This is a genomic window from Rhizobacter sp. P3_B12 (assembly GCF_056402895.1).
In genome coordinates this window covers 1-18,581 of the sequence record NZ_JBFUGN010000028.1, presented here as the reverse complement: position 1 = coordinate 18,581, position 18,581 = coordinate 1, and the positions used below count along the sequence as shown (strand labels likewise).

Here is an 18,581-nt window from a genome sequence, read left to right as displayed (position 1 = left end):
GCTGGAGGCGCTGAACGCCGCCCACGTGCCGGCCGGGCGCCTCTACACCGCGCGCGACATCTCCAACGACCCGCACTACCGCGCGCGCGGCATGCTGCAGCGCATCACCAGCGCGCAGGGCCTGTCGCTCGAGACGCCGGGCATCGTGCCCAAGCTGAGCGTGACGCCCGGCTCGATCCGCCGCCGCGCGCCGACCCTCGGCGAGGACAGCGAGGCCGTGCTGCGCGAGATCGGCGTGACGCCCGAGCAACTGGCGGCGCTGCGCGAACGCGGCGTGCTTTGAGAAGACGCAGACCGGAGCGACCCTCATGCAAGAGCGCCCCCACCGCAGCCCCGTCGTGCTGGTCCTGGCCTACCTGGCGGCGGGCACGGCCTGGGTGCTGCTGTCCGAACACGCGGCGCTCGCGCTGACCAGCGACCCGCGCCAGCTGACGCTGGTGCACACGATCCAGGGCCTGCTCTTCGTCGCGATGACGGGCTGCCTGCTGATCCTGCTGCTGCGCTCGCTGACCACGCGCGCCAGCACCGAAGACACCGTGCTGCACGAGATCGCCGTCAGCTACGAGCAGATGTTCCACGCCAACCCGCAGCCGATGTGGATCTACGACGCGCTGTCGCTGCGCTTCCTCGACGTGAACGGCGCGGCGATCGCGCAGTACGGCTGGTCGCGCGAGGAGTTCCTGAAGATGACGCTGGCCGACCTGCGCCCGCCGGAGGACATCCCGGCGATGGAGGCGCAGGTGCGCGGGCCCAACGCACCCGGCGTCACCTCGTCGGGCCCGTGGCGCCACCGCCGCAAGGACGGCAGCGAACTGCTCGCACGCATCAGCGCGCACAGCCTGCAGTTCGGCGACCGCAGCGCGCGGCTGTGCCTGGTGACCGACGTGACGGCGCAACAGGCGCTCGCCGCCGAACGCGAGCAGATGATCACCGAGCTGCGGCATTCGCGCGAATGGCTGGACGCCGCGATCAACGGCGGGCGCATCGGCCTGTGGGCGCGCGACATGCGCAGCGACATGCTGACGCTCGGCGGCCGCTGGGCCGACCTGCTCGGCACGACCCCGGACGACTTCAATTCGCGCTTCGGCGAAGGCGCCACCGACAGCTTCGCGAAGCTGTGCCATCCGGACGACCTGCCCGGTGCGAGCGAGCGCTTCCGCGCCTTCCTGCGCGACCAGCGCCAGCCCTATGCCGACGAATACCGGCTGCGCCACGCCGACGGCCGCTGGGTGTGGATGCTCAGCCGCGGCCATGTCGCCGAGCGCGATGCCGACGGCCGCATCCTGCGCATGGTCGGCAGCTTCGCCGACATCACCGACGTGAAGGCGGCCCAGGCGGCCCGCGAGCAGCAGCACGCGGCCGAGCAGGCCAACGCGATGAAGTCGCAGTTCCTCGCCCGCGTGAGCCACGAGCTGCGCACGCCGCTGAACGCGGTGCTGGGTTTCKCGCAGYTGCTGCGGCTGGACACCGTCACGCCGCTGCAAGCGCAGCAGCTGGAGCGCGTCGACCACATCGAGCGGGCCGGCCAGCACCTGCTGCGCCTGATCACCGACCTGATGGACCTGAGCAAGGTCGAGGTCGGCGCGATGGACATGCACAGCGTGCCGCTCGACCTGCAGGCGCTGGCCAACGAGGCGCTCGCGATGGTGGCCGGCGACGCCGCGCAGCGCCGCATGCACATCGAGCGCGCATTCGAGGCCGGCCTGCCGCCCGCGCTGGCCGACCCGCTGCGCCTGAAGCAGTCGCTGCTGAACCTGCTGTCGAACGCGATCAAGTACGGTGCCCCGGAGGGAACCGTGCGGGTCACGCTGCACCGCGCCGAGGCGGGCGCACTGCAATTGGCCGTCTGGAACAGCGGGCCCGGGCTCAGCGATGCGCAGCTCGCGCGGCTGTACGAGCCGTTCAACCGCCTCGGGCGCGACGCCGGTGCCGAAACCGGCAGCGGCATCGGCCTGGCGATCACCCGCCAGCTCATCGAGAGCATGGGCGGCCGCATCGAGGCCCGCAGCCAGCAAGGCGCCTGGGCCGAGTTCACGCTCACACTGCGCAGCGCCCTGCCGCCCGCCACGGGCTGAACGCCGGTCGCATCCTGTCGTGGCCACATCACCGTGGCCCACCACTTGCTTTACCGTTTTTCACACGGGCGTCACGAACGCAAGCCCGTTCGTGACGGCTTGACCAGTTGCGGTTTCCCCGGGATCACAAGCGGGCCCGCTCTGAGCACGATGGAGGCAGAGGCATGGGGGAGGCGGATCGTCCGACCCTGCGCACATGGCGGCAGCGAAAGGATCCTTTCGCTGCCTTTGTTTTGGCGCCAGAGATCCTGGCACTTGATCGAGGGATGCGAATGTTTCGCTTGAAGTACATCAGCGCCACCGTCATGGCGCTGTGCGCCGCCGGTGCCACGCCGGCCTGGGCCCAGTCCGACACCCCGGCCCCGGACACGACGGGCACGGCCCCGAAATCGCTGCAGCGGGTCGAGGTCACCGGGTCGCGCATCAAGCGCATCGATGCCGAGACCGCCTCGCCGGTGCAGGTGATCACGCGCGAGCAGATCGACCGCTCCGGCGCGCAGTCGGTCACCGAGCTGCTGGGCCGGCTGCCGGCCAGCAACGCCGGCAACTTCAACTCCAACGCGGTGGCGAGCTTCACGCCCGGTGCCGGCGGCGTCTCGCTGCGCGGGCTGGGTGCACAGGCCACGCTGGTGCTGATCAACGGCCGCCGCATGGCGCCGTACGGCTTCGCCTCGGGCGGCCAGCAGTCGTTCTTCGACATCAACTCGATTCCGCTCGATGTGGTCGAGCGCATGGAAGTGCTGCTGGACGGCGCGTCGGCCATCTACGGCTCCGACGCGATCGCCGGCGTCATCAACGTGATCCTGCGCAAGAACTACAACGGCCTGTCGCTGTCGGGGTCGGGCTCGCAGTCGGGCTACCACGATGGTGCGGCGGGCAAGTTCAGCACCACCTGGGGCAAGGGCGACCTCGAGAACGACCGGTACAACTTCTTCCTGAACTACTCGCACGAGCAGCAGAACTCGGTGAAGGCCTCGGCGCGGCCGATGACCTCGACCGCCGACTTCCGCCGCTTCGGGCTGAACGACCTGCGCTCGAGCTACGGCTACCCGGGCAACCTCTACACCACCGGCGGCACGCTGATCGGCCCGATGCCGGGCTGCACGCCGCTGAACGAGCCGGGCGCCGCGGTCAACGGCCGCTGCTACTACCAGGGCACCGACCACCAGGACCTGGTGCCGGAGACCAAGCAGGACGCGCTGTTCGGTGCCGCCACGCTGGACCTCGGCGGCGGCTTCGAGCTGTTCGGTGACGCGCTGTTCGTGCGCAACAAGTACAGCGGCGAGTCGCCTTCGTACAACACCGCGACCTACAACTCCACCGGCACGCTGCCCAACATCTACATCACGCTGCCGGTCGGCCACCCGCAGAACCCCAGTGCGACCGATCCGGTGGCGCTGCGCTACCGCTTCATGGACGTGCTGCACACCACCGAGGTGACGGCCGACACCTCGCGCCTGGTGTTCGGCGGGCGCGGCACCGTCGCCGGCTGGGATGCCGAGAGCGCGGTGATGTACTCCGGCACGCATGCACGCGTCTGGACGAACGGCCTGATCAACGATTCGGTGCTGACCGGCGGCCAGGTGCTGGATGCCAACGGCGTCGCGAACCCGAACTTCATCTTCGGCAATCCGGGCGCGAACAACCCGGCGCTGATGGCGGCGCTCTACCCGACGCTGCACGACGAGGGCAAGACCAGCACCACGTCGGTCGACGTGCGCGGCTCGCGCGAGCTGATGAAGCTGCCGGCTGGCGGGCTGGGCCTGGCGCTCGGCGCCGAGTTCCGCCGCGAATCGTTCAAGAGCACGCCGGACGCGCTGACCGCCAACGGCGCCATCAGCGTGCTGGGCGGCTCGTCGTCGGACGGCAGCCGCAACGTCAGCGCGTTCTTCGCCGAGCTGTCGGTGCCGATCACGAAGTCGCTCGAAGCCTCGCTCGCCACGCGGACCGACCGCTACAGCGACTTCGGCTCGGCCACCGTGCCGAAGGCCGGCATCAAGTGGAAGGTGTCGTCGATGCTGGCGCTGCGGGCCACCTATGCCGAGGGCTTCCGTGCGCCGTCGCTGACCGAGACCACGCAGAGCCCGTCGACCGGCTTCTACTCGCTGCGCGACCCGAAGCTGTGCCCGGACCCGAGCGACACGACCAACCCGCAGTGCGATGCCTCGATCCGCGCGGTCTCGGGTTCCAACCCGAACCTGAAGCCCGAAAAGTCGAAGAGCCTGACGGCCGGCCTGGTGTTCGAGCCGACCGAGAACGTCTCGCTGTCGTTCGACGCGTACAAGATCAAGCGCCGCGACGAGATCGCGTCGATCGATCCGGACTACCTGCTGGCCAACGAGTCGACCTACCCGGGCTATGTGCAGCGGGACCCGGTGACGCAGGAGATCGAGCAGCTGAACCTGCAGTACACCAACCTCGGCTCGACCAGGGTCTGGGGCTACGACATCGAGCTGAAGGCGCGCCAGGACATCGGCTCGGCCGGCCGCGTCGGCCTGACCATCGTCTACAACAAGATGCCGCGCTACCTGGTGGCGAACGTGAAGGACGCGCCGGAAGTCGACTACGCCGGCACCTACAGCCAGCCGAAGGAGCGCTTCAAGGTCGGCATCGACTGGGACGTGGGCGACTGGGCGACTACGCTGACCGGCAACTACACCGGCGGCTTCCTGCGCGCCTTCTCGCCGGCCGACCTGAGCTGCCCGTATTCGGCCGGTGCGCATCCGGACCTGTGCCGCGTGAAAGCCTGGTCGACGGCCGACCTGTACGTGGCCTACAAGGGGATCAAGAACCTGACGCTGAGCGTGAACATCGACAACCTCGAGAACCGCGAAGCACCGCTCGACGAGCAACGGGTCACCCGCTACGTCGCGTACAACGCCGGCTACCACAGCCAGATGGGCCGCGTCATCACGCTGGCGGGCAAGTACACGTTCTGGTGATGCATGGCGGCACGGGCCGCCCTGCTTTCACAAGCGACAAGGGGACCCGCGAGGGTCCCCTTTTTTCATGGGGCGTCGAGAGGCTTCGTCGACTCGATGTCGGCCCGCCTTCGATCGAACCTCGGGCCGCCACTGACGAGATCGGTGAGCGTCAGGTTCTCGCAATCGGCTTCGTACAGGAGGCAGAGCCGCCGCCGATCGTTGCTGTAGTCGATGTCCGCTGACAGGGCCTTCAGCAGGAGCGCGACGAATGCTTTCGCTTCGAGGCCGCTGGATCGATACGAAGCGACGTAATAGACAAGACCGCAGTCGTAGGGCTCACGATAGAAGATCGTGCGGTCGGTGAGCTTCTGCAGCCRGGATTTCCCAGAGGTGTGCTTCGCGCACGCCTGCAAGGCATTCCGGATGAGGCCGTCCTGCTGGCGGGCGTCGATGAGGCCGGACTCGCGAAGCACGAACAGCTTCAGGAACTCCGCGCTTCCTTCCGTCAAGTACCTGCCATGCGGGTTCTCGAACAGCGATGCGTGTTGCGCCTTGTGCGCCAGCTCATGCGCGTAGGTGTCTGAGAAGACCCCGGCAATGTCTGCCGGCAGCGGGTTCGGATTGTCATAGGTGATGCGGATGATGTTGAGCGCATCGCCGCCATACCCGAAGTACTTCCCCTGGTTGTGGACCAAGGCCACCACGGCACTCGTGGACCGGACCGCTTGAACGGCGAGGTTCTTGCGGTAGTAGTCGGCAATCGCGGGGAAGGCGCGCTTCAGCTGGCGCAAGGCCGGCGCTGGAATGTCGCGGTCGAAGTACGTGGCATCGGAGATGTCGGCATCCGGTTCATTGGTGAAGAACACGGAGTTGTAGAAAACATCGCGCTCGGGGATCCGAAGCTTTCCGCTGTACAGCTTGCCGTTCCACAGGATCTTCCTGCCCTCGATTTCGAAGCTCACCTCTCCGCAGGAGTCCCCGGGGTGGAAGTAGGGCAGGTGCAGGTAGATCCCGCCACCCAGCCTCGCCGCGACCAAGTACTTGCCCAATTCCTTTTCGGAACTGAGCTTCCTGAGGAAGACGCGATCCGATTCCTTGCGAAAGCCCGGTGAATCGCTGTACGCATCGGCTGGGAAGCCGGACGTGCAGCCCTCGCTCCCGGCGGCGGCCACGACTTTCACATCCTCCGACGCCTCGGACAGGCGCACCACGATGCCGGCATTCGCGTACCCGGTGACGAGGGCGAGAAGAAGACCGCTCAGCCCATGGTTCAAGCAGCTTCCTCCCGCTTCAGGTCGCGGAACGCCGCGAACAGCCAGGACCGCATGCCGACCACCAGCGTGTAGGCGCGCCGCTGGTCGGCCGGCAGCTTCTGGTCGGCCAGGTGCTGCTGCGCGAAATCCTGCCCGACGCGCTGCAGCCGCTCGACGAAGCTCGCCGCCAGGCTGGTGCCGATCTGCCCGTGCACCAGCATCAGCATCTCGCCGTCGCCGTCGAAGCCGCTGTTGAAGTAGTCGTCGGCCACGTGCTCGCGGAAGAACGCCATCACCGGGCCGTTCGGCCGCCAGCGGAAGGTCTTCGCCACCTGCAGCCGGTAGCGGTTCATCGGCCGCAGCTCGATGATGCCCAGCCGGTCGAGCTGCAGCAGGTAGCGCACGCAGTCGGCCTCGCTGAAGGTGTAGGTGCCGATCATCTGCTCATAGGTCCACTGGCTCATGCAGCAGATCGCCAGCAGCAGCAGGCGTCGGTCGGCCACCACCGCCTTCTCCTGCTCGAGCGTCAGCTCGCGGCGCAGCGGCTGCGCATCGGCGATCTGCCGCGCCAGCTCGGCGAAATCCATCTTCAGCACGCGCAGCACGTCGTCGATGCGCGACAGCGGCATGTCGCCCTTCGCGAAGACGCGCTTGATGCTCGACTCCGACATGCCGAGGTGCCCGGCCAGCTCGGCATAGGTGACGTTGGCGGCCTTGAGTTCGGCCTTCAAGGCGGTGACGAGGTCTTGGGTGGTGCTCATGTGAACGCGCGGTGGGCGAGTGAAGGGCGAGCGAAGGGCGAGTGGAAGTATCGCAAAGCGATACCAGCCGCGGCTGCCCTCGCCACTCGGCCGCGCCCCCTCTTCGGGGTGATGTCCGCCGCGGGCGGCGGCGGCAACACTGCGCCGCATGTTCAACCGTTGCGAGACATGATGCACGCTTCGCCCGTCCACGAGCCGAGATCCGCCGCTCCCGCAGCTATATTGCCGCCAGCAGCGCAGACCGCTGACACCAGGAGACAACCCATGACGGTCACCGCCTCCGCTGCAGCGCCTGCCGCGGCGTTCCAACTCACGCCGCCCGAAGCCATCGTCGCGATCCAGCCTGCGGCCGCCGCCGAAGCGGTGCCGCTCCCGGCGGCGCTGCGCGGCGAGGTCGAAGACCAGGTGCGGCGATTCGTCGACGCCCTGCTCACCGAAGACCTGCACGGCGACGCTTTCAAGTCCAAGCTCGACGCGGCGTTCCGCCTCGGCCGCGAAGAGGTCTCGGTCTCGGCCAACCTGATGCAGGGCCGCTTCATGGACCGCAATTTCGTCGGCATGGAAGATTCGCCGGCCTTCAAGGCGCTGCAGGGCATGCGCGGTCACCTCGACGAACTGAACCCCGGCCGCGAAGGCGACCTGTTCCAGCCGCGCAAGCTGCTCGGCTTCATCCCCTACGGCAACCGGCTGCAGGCCTACTTCCGCAAGTTCCAGACGGCGGGCGGCCAGCTCCAGAAGACGATGCAGCAGCTGCACTCGGCGCGCGACGACATGCAGCGCGACGTGGTCGAGATCGAGTCCGTGCGCGCCAAGCTGTGGGACGCGATGGAGAAGCTGCGCGCCGCCATCCACTTCGCCGAGACGCTGGACACCCGCCTCGCCGAGAAGGTGCAGGCGTTGAAGGCCACCGACCCGCAACGCGCCCAGGCGCTGGAGCAGGAAGTGCTGTTCTACGCGCGCCAGAACCTGCTGGACATGCAGACGCAGCAGGCGGTGTGCGTGAACGGCTACCTGTCGCTGGACGTGCTCAAGCGCACCGGCCGCGAGATGATCACCGGCTGCACCCGCGTGGCGACCACCGGCATGTCGGCGCTGGCCGTCGCGCAGACCGTGGCGCGCGCCACCGGCAACCAGATCCAGGTGATGAACATGCTGAGCGGCGTGTCGCAGTCGATCGAAGGCCTGATCGCCGAAACCGGCCGCCAGCTCAACAACCACGTGGAGCGCACCACCGAGTTCGCCGCCAACCCGATGCTGGGTGTGGAGAAGCTCAAGGAGATGTTCGACCAGACCTTCAAGGCCATGGACGCGATGGACGACTTCCGCAGCAAGGCCATCGAGGTCATGGGGCAGAACAACGCCGTCATCAAGGAACAGATCTCGCGCGCCAGCAGCTATGTGGACCGCGTGCGCCAGGAGCGCATCCGCGAGGCGGGCGTCGGCATCGCCGGGCCGGTCGCGCTGTGACCGCCCACCCCCATTTCAATCGACGGATGCAGAGGACACCATGAAAGAAAGAATCGTCTACCAGCGCGACACCAACGGCTGGACCGTGCAGGTGTGGGTGTCGTTCGCCCTGGCGCTCACGGCCTGTGCCACCGGCGTGCTGAAGCTGCCCAGCCAGGAGCTGGACCGCGCCTTCCTCGCGATCGGCTTCTTCTTCTGCCTGTTCGCCTCGTTCGCGGTGGCGAAGACGCTGCGCGACAACCGCGACGGGCAGGTCGACACCTTCGGCTGGATCGCCACCGTGTGGATCGGCTTCGGCGCGGCGGTGACGCTCACCGGCTGGGGCCTGTGGCGCATGAGCATCGTCGAGTGGCAGAAGGGCTACATGCTGGTCTCGTGGCTGTTCCTGGTGTCGACCACGTTCACGCTGGCGAAGACCGTCCGCGACAAGCACGATGCGGCGCTGTCGGCGATGCAGTCGGAGCAGCCCACCCGCCCGGGCGCCTGAGCGCGCGGATTCAACCCTTGCGCCGTGCCTCCAGAAATGCACCCTGCAGCGCCAGCGCTTCAGACGATGCCTGCGCCAGCAGCTTCTCGCGATCGGCCAGCTCCTGCGCCAGCCCGTCGAGCTGCGCGCCCAGGGCCTGGGCCGGCGTGCGGCCGTCGTCGAGTCGCAGCGCGGGACGCTGGGCGGCGGGGATCTCGAGGTAGCGCTGGAGTGAATCCGGCACATAGCGGCGAAGCAGCTCTCCGATGAACAACGAATCTTCCGTGCGCCACGGCGGGCCCGGCTGGCGGCCCCGCAGCTGCGGGGCCATGCGGCCCAGCGTGGCAGCGAGTTGCGTGAGCGCCTCGACGGCGGCATCGGGCAGCTCGGGTGCGCAGCGCTCGACCACGGCATCCAGCCGCGCGGCGTCGCCCTCGTCGATGGCGGCCATGCCGAGCGTGTCGGCCACGGGCGGCCGCATCGCTCGCCGCCCCATCACCACACCGGCCGCCGCGGCGACCGCGCCGCCGGCGGCCAGCATCCAGCTCGCCTGCAGCCAGCCCAGGAACACGCCGACACCGCCCACGCAGCCCAGCAGCGCGGCCACCGCGATCGGCACCATCGCGGCGGGTCGGCCCGGCCCCTGCACCCTGACACGGGCCGCGAAGCCCGGAGACGCCACGAGGCGCTGCTGCTGCCGCAGTCGCTGGTTCAGCACCGCCGGCGGGGCCTGTTTCGGAAGCGGCTTGCGGCGAAGGATGGGGCGTGGAATGGGCATGCGGCGCGTTGGAAAACGATGGCCGCATCTTAGATCCGCGGCCTTGCCGCTACATTGCGCCACGAACTGCCCTGCCTGAGGAGGCCACCTTGTCGTCCCCCGAACACCCGAATCAGTTCGCCCTGCTGCGCCAGCGGCGCTTCGCCCCGTTCTTCTGGACGCAGTTCCTCGGCGCCGGCAACGACAACCTGTTCAAGTTCGCCTTCACGGTGCTGGTCACCTACAAGGTGCAGGTGTCGTGGCTGTCGCCGCAGCTCGCCGGCCTGGTGATCGGCGCGCTGTTCATCCTGCCGTTCCTGCTGTTCTCGGCCACCAGCGGGCAGCTGACCGACAAGTACGACAAGACGCGCGTGATCCAGCTCGTCAAGTCGCTCGAGATCGCGATCATGCTGCTGGCCGCGTGGGGCTTCTGGGTCACCAACGTGCCGGTGCTGCTGGCCTGCGTGTTCCTGATGGGGCTGCACTCCACGCTGTTCGGCCCGGTGAAGTTCGCCTACCTGCCGCAGCACCTGGGCGAACGCGAGCTGACCGGTGGCAACGGCATGGTCGAGATGGGCACCTTCGTCGCGATCCTGCTCGGCCAGGTGGCCGGCGGGCTGCTGGTGGGCATCCCCGAGGTCGGGCGCCACTACGTCGCGATCGGCTGCATCGCGGTCGCGCTGCTCGGCCGGCTGACCGCGCAGTACGTGCCGCCGTCGCCGTCGACCGACCCGCTGCTGAAGATCAACTGGAACCCGGTCACCGAGACCTGGCGCAACCTGAAGCTCGCGCACGAGAACGTCGCGGTGTTCCGCTCGTTGCTGGGCATCTCGTGGATGTGGTTCTTCGGCGCGGTCTTCCTGTCGCTGTTCCCGGCCTTCGCGAAGGAGGTGCTGCACGGCGACGAGCAGGTCGCCTCGCTGCTGCTGGTGGTGTTCTCGATCGGCATCGGCACCGGCTCGCTGCTGTGCGAGGTGCTGTCGCGCCGGCACGTCGAGATCGGCCTGGTGCCGCTGGGCGCGATCGGCATGAGCATCTTCGCGATCGACCTGTTCTTCGCGTCGCGCGGCGTGCCGCCGTCGGCGCAGCTGTCGCTCGCGGGCTTCGTCGCGGTCGGCGCGCACTGGCGGGTGATGGCCGACCTCGCGCTGCTGAGCCTGTTCGCCGGCCTGTACAGCGTGCCGATGTACGCGATGATCCAGCTGCGCTCGCAGCCCAGCCACCGGGCCCGCATCATCGCGGCCAACAACATCCTGAACGCGCTGTTCATGATCGTCAGCGCGGTGCTGGTCGGCGTGCTGCTGAAGGCGGGGCTGACGATCCCGCAGGTGTTCCTGGTGGTCGGCGTGCTGAACGCGATCGTCGCGTTCTACATCTTCCTGGTGGTGCCCGAATACCTGCTGCGCTTCATCGCGCTGATCGCGACGCGTTGCATCTACCGCTTCAAGGTGCGCGGCGACGAGCACATCCCGACCAAGGGCGCGGCGATCCTGGTGTGCAACCACGTCAGCTTCGTCGACGCGGTGCTGCTGATGGCGGCCAGCCCGCGGCCGATCGCCTTCATCATGGACCACCGCATCTTCAAGCTGCCGGTGCTGGGCTGGATGTTCAAGCTCGCGAAGGCGATCCCGATCGCGTCGCAGCGCGACGACCCGAAGGTCTACGAGCAGGCCTTCGAGCGCGCCCGCGCGGTGCTGGCCGACGGCGAGCTGGTGTGCATCTTCCCGGAAGGCGCGATCACCAAGGACGGCCAGCTCGGCGAGTTCAAGGGCGGCGTGATGAAGCTGCTGGAGACCCACCCGGTGCCGGTGATCCCGCTGGCGCTGCAGAACCTGTGGGGCTCGTTCTTCTCGCGGGTGGAGCAGGGCGGCGCGATGGTCAAGCCGTTCCGGCGCGGCATGTTCACGCGGGTCGGCATGGTGGCCGGCGTGCCGCTGGCGCCCGGCGAGGTGACGCCGGACGGGCTGCGCACGCGGGTCGGTGAATTGTTGGCAAGTTAGGGACTGTCGACACCAACGCGGGCACACCGATTGCCCCGAGGGCTTGCATCCATCCAGCTCGGTCCTACCTACAAGAAGTCATGAACCTTCCGAACCTGCCCTTCCTCAGCCGCCGCAACGACGGGGATTTCCAGTCGGTGTGGCCCTCGCTCCAGCGCGCCCGGCACTGCATGGTGACGACGCGCCTGGCCAGCGGTGCGCCGCACGCGGCCCAGGTGCGCATCTCGATGACCTCGGGCGACGGCCCGCCGCACGTCTGGCTGATGGTGCCGCGCGACAGCCGCGTGGCGCTCGACGTCGAGATCGACCCGGACGTGACGCTGTCGTTCGTCGACCCGCGCACCCGGCAACTCGTGCATCTGACGGGCGAGGTCGCGCTGGTCGAGGCGCACCACGACCCGGTGTACCTGCACCCGAGCGTGCGCCAGGAACCGCAGCTGGCCGTCGTCGAAGGCGAGCAGGATTTCGTGATGCTGCGGGTCGACATCCCCAGTGACCAGCAACCCCGCACGCAGGTGACCGACACGCGCACGGTCGATTTCAGCGCGTCGCGGCCGCACTGGCCGCGGTCTGCTCCGTTGGCCTGAGCCGTCGGACTGGAACTCGGCTCAGCGGCCCGCGACGATCGCCCGCGAGAAGGTCTTGCGCACCGTCGTCAGGTGCCGGCGCATCGCCTGGCGCGCCGCCGCCGGGTCGTGCGCCGCGATGGCCTCCAGCACGCGCCGGTGGTCGTCGACCGCGGCGGTGTGCAGCCCCGGTGTCGTGAACAGCGTCTCCATCCGGTCCTGCATCGGCGTGTAGCGCTGGTCCCACAGGGTCGTCACGATGAACAGCAGCGCCGCGTTGCCGCTCGCCCGCGCGATGCCGATATGGAAGGCGCGGTCGCCGTCGTGCAGCAACGGGTTGCGGGCGTGGTCCTGCACCATCTGGTCCAGGCTGCGCTGCAGGCCTTGCAGATCCTGCTCGGTCGCGTGGCGCGCCGCGAGGGCCGCGGTCTCGGTCTCGACGACCAGCCGCGCCTCCAGCAGCTCCAGCGGGCCGACCGGCGGCTCGTCCGCCGAGGCCGATGCCGCTGACGACGCCCGCGGCGACGACGCATCCAGCACCTGCACGCCGGCCCCGACCCGCACCGACACCCGCCCCTGCACCTCCAGCGCGATCAGCGCCTCGCGCACCGAGGCCCGGCTGACGCCCAGTTGATCCGCCAGCTCGCGCTCCGGCGGCAGGTAGCTGCCGATACCGAAGCGCCCGCTGTCCATCGACTCGCGCAGCACGCCGGCAATGTGCTGGTACAGGCGCTTGGTCTCGATCGGCGGCAGTCGCTGGTGGCTCATCGGTCGATTTTCCCATCAGGGTCAACCCGGTTGCCGCGGATCGCGGGCGATCGCAACAATGGTCTATTGGTCTGACCTTTATACCTTTTCGGAGCGACCCCAGGAAGCCGGAATGACCCCTGCCACCGATCCCCGCCTGCTGCTGCTGAACCCGGCCGACAACTGCCTGGTGGCGTGCCGTGCGTTGGCCGCCGGCGAGACGCTGCTGATCGACGGCGAGCCGGTGACGCTGCCGCGGCCGGTCGGGATGGCGCACAAGCTGGCGCGGCAGGCGCTGGCGGTGGGCGACAAGGTGCTGCGCTACGGCGCGGTGATCGGCAGCGTGCAGCGCCCGATCGCGCGCGGCGAGCACATCCATACCGACAACCTGCGCAGCGATTRCCTGCCCACCTACACGCTGCAGGATGGCTCCAAATATGTCCTCACCACCCATGACTGAGCCCTTGCCCGAGCTGACCGGCTTCCCGCGCGCCGACGGCCGCAAGGGCATCCGCAACATCGTCGCGGTGGCGTACCTGGTCGAGTGCGCGCACTTCGTCGCGCACGAGGTGACGCTCGCCTTCCGCGGCGAGCCGGTGCACCTCGTCGGCTTCCCGGGCTGCTACCCGAACGCCTATGCCGACAAGATGATGCGCCGCCTGCTGACGCACCCGAACGTCGGCGCGGTGCTGCTGGTCTCGCTCGGCTGCGAGAGCTTCGACAAGCGCGGGCTGGAGGCCGAGGTCGCCGCCAGCGGCCGGCCGGTGCACACGCTGACGATCCAGGAGCATGGCGGCACGCGCAAGACGCTGGCCGAGGGCATCGAGTGGGTGCGCTGGGCGCTCGCCGAGCTCGACACGCAGGCGCGCGTGCCGATGCGCTGGGACGAACTCGTCGTCGCGACCGTCTGCGGCGGCAGCGACGGCACCAGCGGCATCACCGCGAACCCGGCGGTCGGCCGCGCGTTCGACACGCTGATCGCGCGCGGCGCCGCCTGCATCTTCGAGGAGACCGGCGAGCTGGTCGGCTGCGAGTTCCACATGCAGCGCCGCGCCGCCACGCCCGAGCTCGGCGACGAGATCGTGCGCTGCGTCGCCAAGGCGGCGCGCTACTACGAGACGCTCGGCCACGGCAGCTTCGCGCCCGGCAATGCCGACGGCGGGCTGACCACGCAGGAGGAGAAGTCGCTCGGCGCCTACGCGAAGAGCGGCGATTCGCCGATCAGCGGCCTGATCAAGCCCGGCGACATCCCGCCCACCGGCGGCCTGTACCTGCTCGACGTGGTGCCCGACGGCGAGGTGCGCTTCGGCTTCCCGAACATCTCCGACAACGCCGAGATCGTCGAGCTGATCGCCTGCGGCGCACACCTGACGCTGTTCACGACCGGCCGCGGCTCGGTGGTCGGCTCGGCGATCTCGCCGGTGATCAAGGTGTGCGCGAACCCGGACACCTACGACCAGCTCGCCGACGACATGGACGTGAACGCCGGCCGCATCCTGCGCGGCGATGCGACGCTCGACGACGTGGGCGCCGAGATCGTCGCACTGGTGCAGGACGTCGGCCACGGCCGCGAGACCGCCAGCGAATCGCTCGGCCACCGCGAGTTCATCCTCACCTACAAGGCTTTCGAGCCGATCGGGCCGAGCTGCTTGCCGGTCTCCGTGCCGATCCGCGCGATGCCTTCGATGCAAAGGGCCACGCCATGAACACACTCCCGACCCGCATGCTGCCGCGCACCCGCCACGCGCTGACCACGCTCGGCATGGGCGGCGCGCCGCTCGGCAACATGTACGACGTGATCTCCGAGGAGGCGTCGCGCGCCGCCTTCGACGCCGCGTGGGCGGCCGGCATCCGCTTCTTCGACACCGCGCCGTTCTACGGCTACACGCTGTCGGAACGGCGCTTCGGCGAGGCGCTGCGCGGGCACCCGCGCGACCAGTGGGTGCTGAGCACCAAGGTCGGCCGCCTGCTGAAGCCCCTGTCACCGCTTGCCGCGCCGCGTACCCTGCCCGCCGGCGAGACCGCGTGGCAGAACCCGCTGCCGTTCGAGTTGCACTACGACTACTCCGCCGCCGCGATCCGCCGCTCGGTCGAGGACAGCCTGCAGCGCCTCGGCACGAACCGCATCGACATCGCGCTGGTGCACGACATCGGCCGCGTGACGCACGGCGATCGCCACGAGTTCCACTGGCGACAGCTCACCAGCGGCGGGGGCCTGCGCGAGCTGGAGTCGCTGCGCCGCGAAGGCCTGGTGGGCGCGATCGGGCTGGGCGTCAACGAATGGGAGATCGTGCGCGACACGATGGAGCACGTCGACCTCGACTGCACGCTGCTCGCCGGCCGCTACACGCTGCTGGAGCAGGAGGCGCTGGACCCGTTCCTCGCGCGCTGCGTCGAGCGCGGCGTCGGCATCATCGTCGGCGGGCCGTTCAACTCCGGCATCCTCGCGGCCGGGTTGCGCCGCCCGAGCAGCACGCTGAAGTTCAACTACGCGACCGCGCCGGCCGAGGTGGTCGCGCGCGTCGCGCAATTGCAGGCGGTGTGCGACGGCTTCGAGGTGCCGCTCGCGGCGGCGGCGCTGCAGTTTCCGCTCGGCCACCCGGCCGTGGTGTCGTGCGTGCCGGGGCCGCGCAACGCGGACGAGCTGCAGGGCATCGTGCGCTGGATGACGCAGCCGATCCCGGCGGCGCTGTGGCGCACGCTGCGCGAGCAGGGGTTGATCGCCGCCGATGCGCCGGTGCCGGGGGAAAGCCGATGACGGTCGCATACCGCATCGATGCGCACCAGCATTTCTGGTCGCTCGCGCGCGGCGACTACGGCTGGTTGGGTCCCGATCTGACACCGCTGTACCGCGACTTCGGCCCCGCCGACCTGCAACCGCTGCTCGCCGCCCACGGCGTGCGTGGCACGGTGCTCGTGCAGGCCGCGCCGACGCTCGCCGAGACGCAGTGGCTGCTGCAGCTCGCGGCCCAGCACGACCTGGTGCGCGGCGTGGTCGGCTGGGTCGACATGGTGGCGCCCGATGCGCCGGCCACGATCGCGACGCTGGCCGCGAACCCGCTGCTGAAGAGCGTGCGGCCGATGCTGCAGGACCTGCCGGACCCGGCCTGGATCGCCACCACGCCGATYGCGCCGGCGGTGCGCGCGCTGGTGCAACACGGCCTGTGCTTCGACGCGCTGGTGAAGCCGCCGCACCTGCCGCACCTGCTGGCCTTCGCCGAACGCCACCCGGCGCTGCCGATCGTGATCGACCATGCGGCCAAGCCCGACATCGCGCGAGGTGCGTTCAGCGACTGGCGACGCAGCCTGCAGGCACTTGCGCAATTGCCGGCGATCCACTGCAAGCTGTCCGGCCTCGCGACCGAAGCCGGCCCCGGCTGGAGCGTCGCGACGCTGCGCCCGTTCGCCGAGGCCGTGCTGGAGCTGTTCGGCCCGCAGCGCGTGATCTGGGGCAGCGACTGGCCGGTGCTGCAGCTCGCCGGCGACTACGCCGGCTGGGTGCTGGCCTGCGAGCAGTTGCTGGCGCCGCTGGACGCCGCCGATCGCCACGCGGTGTGGGCCGGCAACGCCGAGCGCTTCTACCGTCTGGATGGAGTGACCCCGCTGTGAACCACAACAAGGATGGAGACACCATGAACCGCAGATCGATTCCTCTCTGGGCCACGCTGGCCTGCGCCGCCGCGTTCGGCGTGCCCGGCGCGCAAGCGCAGACCAAGGCCTATACCGGCGTCACGCTCAACGTGATGACCTTCACCGGCCCGCAGATCGCCGAGCCGCTGCAGCGCCGCGGCAAGGAGTTCGAGGCCGCCACCGGCGCCAAGGTCAACGTGATCACGGTGCCGTACTCGGACCTGTACCAGAAGCTGCTGACCGACTGGTCGACCGGCACCAACTCGATCGATGCCGCGATCCTCGCGCCGCAGTGGATGCCCGACTACGTCGGCTTCCTCGAGGACCTGAGCCCGCGCGTGAAGGCTGACACCAAGCTGCGCGAGGACGACGTGGCGCCGTTCTTCCGCGAGTTCTCGCAGAAGTACGGCGGCAAGACCTACACCGTGACGCTGGACGGCGACTTCCACATCGCCTACTACCGCAGCGACGTGCTGGCCAAGCTCGGCAAGAAGCCGCCGCAGACCTGGGACGAGTACCTCGACATCGCGAAGGCCGCGCACGGCAAGGACTTCGGCGACGGCAAGCCGATCGTCGGCTCGTGCATCGCGAAGAAGCGCGGCGCGCAGTCGTTCTGGATGATCACCTCGGTGGCCGGCGCCTTCCTGCAGGCCAAGGGCACCAGCGAGGGCGCGTTCTTCGACCCGGCGACGATGAAGCCGCTGGTCAACAACGACGCCTTCGCGCGGGCGCTGGAGATCTACAAGGAGACCGGCAAGTACGGCCCGCCGAACGAGATCAACATGGATGTGGGCGACACCCGCACGCTGTTCGTCAGCGGCGGCTGCGCGCTCACCGTCGACTGGGGTGACATCGGCCCGCTGGCGGTCGACCCGAAGGCCTCGAAGGTGGTCGACAAGGTCGGCGCGCTGATGCTGCCGGGCAGCAGCAAGGTGCTGGACCGCGTGAGCGGCAAACTGGTGGCCTGCGACGCGACGCGCTGCCCGCATGCGGTGAACGGCGTGAACCGTGCGCCGTTCGCGGCCTTCGGCGGCTGGTCGGGTGCCGTCAACGCGAAGGCCAAGCCGCAGGCGAAGGACGCGGCCTATGCCCTCTTCTCGTACATGTCGCAGCCGGAGCAGTCGAACGCCGACGTGACGGTCGGTGCGACCGGCTTCAACCCGTACCGGCAGAGCCAGTTCAAGGACATGGGGCCGTGGAAGAAGGCCGGCATGTCGGACAAGGCGGCCAAGGACTACCTGACCGCGATCCAGGATTCGCTGAACTCGCCGAACATGGTGCTGGACCTGCGCATCCCGTTCAACCAGCGCTACCAGCAGGTGGCGCTGGACACCGCGATGGCACGCTTCCTGGCCGGTGAGCTGGACGTGAAGGGCACGATGAAGAACATCGAGGACACGTGGAACGAGCTGAACGACGAGCTGGGGAAGGCAAAGCAGCAGGCCGCATACAAAGCGAGCATCGGCGCCAAATGATGCGTAGCCCGGATGCCAGTCCGGGTTCGTCGCCCGCCTCCGCGTCCCGGATTGGCATCCGGGCTACGGACTGGCTCGACCGCCAGGCCGGCACCGTGTTCATTGCGCCGGCCGTCACCGTCGTGCTGCTGTTCTCGATCTTCCCGCTGCTCGCGTCGGCCTGGCTCTCGCTGACACGCTTCTCGCTGCAGGCCGGCGGCTATGAGCTGAGCTTCGTCGGCGCGCTGAACTACCGCAAGCTGATCACCGGCTCGCAGCAGTTCCACCTGCTGGGCACGGCGGGCGAGATGTCGGCGGCCACCTGGGCCGCGCTCGCCGCCGCGTTCGCGCTGCTGGCGTGGGCGCTGCTGCGCAGCCTGCGGACGCAGCAGGCCTTTGCGCAGGCCGCGCCGCGCGCGCCGCATGCGGCGGCCGCCGTGATGACGCTGGCCTGCACGCTGGCGGCCGCGCTGCTGTCGCC

At 69.1% G+C, this 18,581-nt stretch carries 16 protein-coding genes and 1 pseudogene; 13 read left to right on the top strand and 4 right to left on the bottom strand.

Going from position 1 to position 18,581, the window contains the following annotated elements; translation table 11 throughout:
- The 3 genes from AC1D01_RS03335 to AC1D01_RS03325 form a co-directional block, all read left to right on the top strand.
- The coding region (locus AC1D01_RS03335) for a CoA transferase (protein ID WP_477864665.1) at nucleotides 1-283 on the top strand (283 nt) is incomplete at its 5' end.
- A gap of 25 nt (nucleotides 284-308) precedes the next feature.
- Nucleotides 309-2,075: a sensor histidine kinase gene (locus AC1D01_RS03330; protein ID WP_477864664.1), complete on the top strand. Its 1,767-nt coding sequence runs from the start codon at nucleotides 309-311 to the stop codon at nucleotides 2,073-2,075.
- Between the two features lie 272 nt (nucleotides 2,076-2,347).
- Entirely contained in the window at nucleotides 2,348-5,017 is a 2,670-nt protein-coding gene (locus AC1D01_RS03325; RefSeq protein WP_477864663.1) for a TonB-dependent receptor plug domain-containing protein, read from the top strand.
- A gap of 65 nt (nucleotides 5,018-5,082) precedes the next feature.
- Here AC1D01_RS03325 and AC1D01_RS03320 read toward each other — a convergent pair whose 3' ends face one another.
- Together AC1D01_RS03320 and AC1D01_RS03315 are read right to left on the bottom strand one after the other, a co-directional pair.
- Nucleotides 5,083-6,273, bottom strand: a complete 1,191-nt coding sequence (locus AC1D01_RS03320; protein ID WP_477864662.1) for a hypothetical protein — start codon at nucleotides 6,271-6,273, stop codon at nucleotides 5,083-5,085.
- Nucleotides 6,270-7,013, bottom strand: a complete 744-nt coding sequence (locus tag AC1D01_RS03315) for a helix-turn-helix domain-containing protein (protein WP_477864661.1) — start codon at nucleotides 7,011-7,013, stop codon at nucleotides 6,270-6,272. The genes AC1D01_RS03320 and AC1D01_RS03315 overlap by 4 nt, the downstream gene beginning before the upstream one ends.
- A gap of 264 nt (nucleotides 7,014-7,277) precedes the next feature.
- Here AC1D01_RS03315 and AC1D01_RS03310 point away from each other — a divergent pair, with 264 nt between their 5' ends.
- Together AC1D01_RS03310 and AC1D01_RS03305 are read left to right on the top strand one after the other, a co-directional pair.
- Nucleotides 7,278-8,480 (top strand): toxic anion resistance protein, encoded by a 1,203-nt coding sequence (locus tag AC1D01_RS03310; protein ID WP_477864660.1) that lies wholly within the window; start codon nucleotides 7,278-7,280, stop codon nucleotides 8,478-8,480.
- Nucleotides 8,481-8,520: 40 nt separating this feature from the next.
- Nucleotides 8,521-8,967 carry a YiaA/YiaB family inner membrane protein gene (locus AC1D01_RS03305; RefSeq protein ID WP_477864659.1) on the top strand — a complete coding sequence of 149 codons (447 nt, stop codon included), beginning with the start codon at nucleotides 8,521-8,523 and terminating at the stop codon, nucleotides 8,965-8,967.
- Between the two features lie 10 nt (nucleotides 8,968-8,977).
- On the opposite strand, the gene AC1D01_RS03300 is transcribed toward AC1D01_RS03305, so the two are convergent.
- Entirely contained in the window at nucleotides 8,978-9,664 is a 687-nt protein-coding gene (locus AC1D01_RS03300; RefSeq protein ID WP_477864658.1) for a hypothetical protein, read from the bottom strand.
- Nucleotides 9,665-9,813: 149 nt separating this feature from the next.
- Between AC1D01_RS03300 and AC1D01_RS03295 the strand changes: the two genes are divergently transcribed.
- Nucleotides 9,814-11,703, top strand: a complete 1,890-nt coding sequence (locus tag AC1D01_RS03295) for an MFS transporter (protein ID WP_477864657.1) — start codon at nucleotides 9,814-9,816, stop codon at nucleotides 11,701-11,703.
- 80 nt (nucleotides 11,704-11,783) lie between these two features.
- A complete protein-coding gene (locus tag AC1D01_RS03290) occupies nucleotides 11,784-12,290 on the top strand; it encodes a pyridoxamine 5'-phosphate oxidase family protein (RefSeq protein ID WP_477864656.1) in 507 nt (168 codons plus the stop codon).
- Between the two features lie 21 nt (nucleotides 12,291-12,311).
- On the opposite strand, the gene AC1D01_RS03285 is transcribed toward AC1D01_RS03290, so the two are convergent.
- Entirely contained in the window at nucleotides 12,312-13,037 is a 726-nt protein-coding gene (locus tag AC1D01_RS03285; protein ID WP_477864655.1) for a FadR/GntR family transcriptional regulator, read from the bottom strand.
- 112 nt (nucleotides 13,038-13,149) lie between these two features.
- Between AC1D01_RS03285 and AC1D01_RS03280 the strand changes: the two genes are divergently transcribed.
- The 6 genes and pseudogenes from AC1D01_RS03280 to AC1D01_RS03255 form a co-directional block, all read left to right on the top strand.
- A complete protein-coding gene (locus AC1D01_RS03280) occupies nucleotides 13,150-13,476 on the top strand; it encodes a UxaA family hydrolase (protein ID WP_477864654.1) in 327 nt (108 codons plus the stop codon).
- A complete protein-coding gene (locus tag AC1D01_RS03275; protein WP_477864653.1) occupies nucleotides 13,469-14,722 on the top strand; it encodes a UxaA family hydrolase in 1,254 nt (417 codons plus the stop codon). Before AC1D01_RS03280 ends, AC1D01_RS03275 begins: the two co-directional genes overlap by 8 nt.
- Complete coding sequence (locus AC1D01_RS03270; protein WP_477864652.1) at nucleotides 14,719-15,774, top strand: aldo/keto reductase; 1,056 nt, start codon at nucleotides 14,719-14,721, stop codon at nucleotides 15,772-15,774. The genes AC1D01_RS03275 and AC1D01_RS03270 overlap by 4 nt, the downstream gene beginning before the upstream one ends.
- A complete protein-coding gene (locus AC1D01_RS03265) occupies nucleotides 15,771-16,625 on the top strand; it encodes an amidohydrolase family protein (protein ID WP_477864651.1) in 855 nt (284 codons plus the stop codon). Before AC1D01_RS03270 ends, AC1D01_RS03265 begins: the two co-directional genes overlap by 4 nt.
- A 23-nt stretch (nucleotides 16,626-16,648) precedes the next feature.
- Nucleotides 16,649-18,121, top strand: a complete 1,473-nt coding sequence (locus tag AC1D01_RS03260) for an ABC transporter substrate-binding protein (protein ID WP_477864650.1) — start codon at nucleotides 16,649-16,651, stop codon at nucleotides 18,119-18,121.
- 95 nt (nucleotides 18,122-18,216) lie between these two features.
- Nucleotides 18,217-18,581 (top strand): annotated as a pseudogene (locus AC1D01_RS03255) (hypothetical protein); the annotation flags it as partial.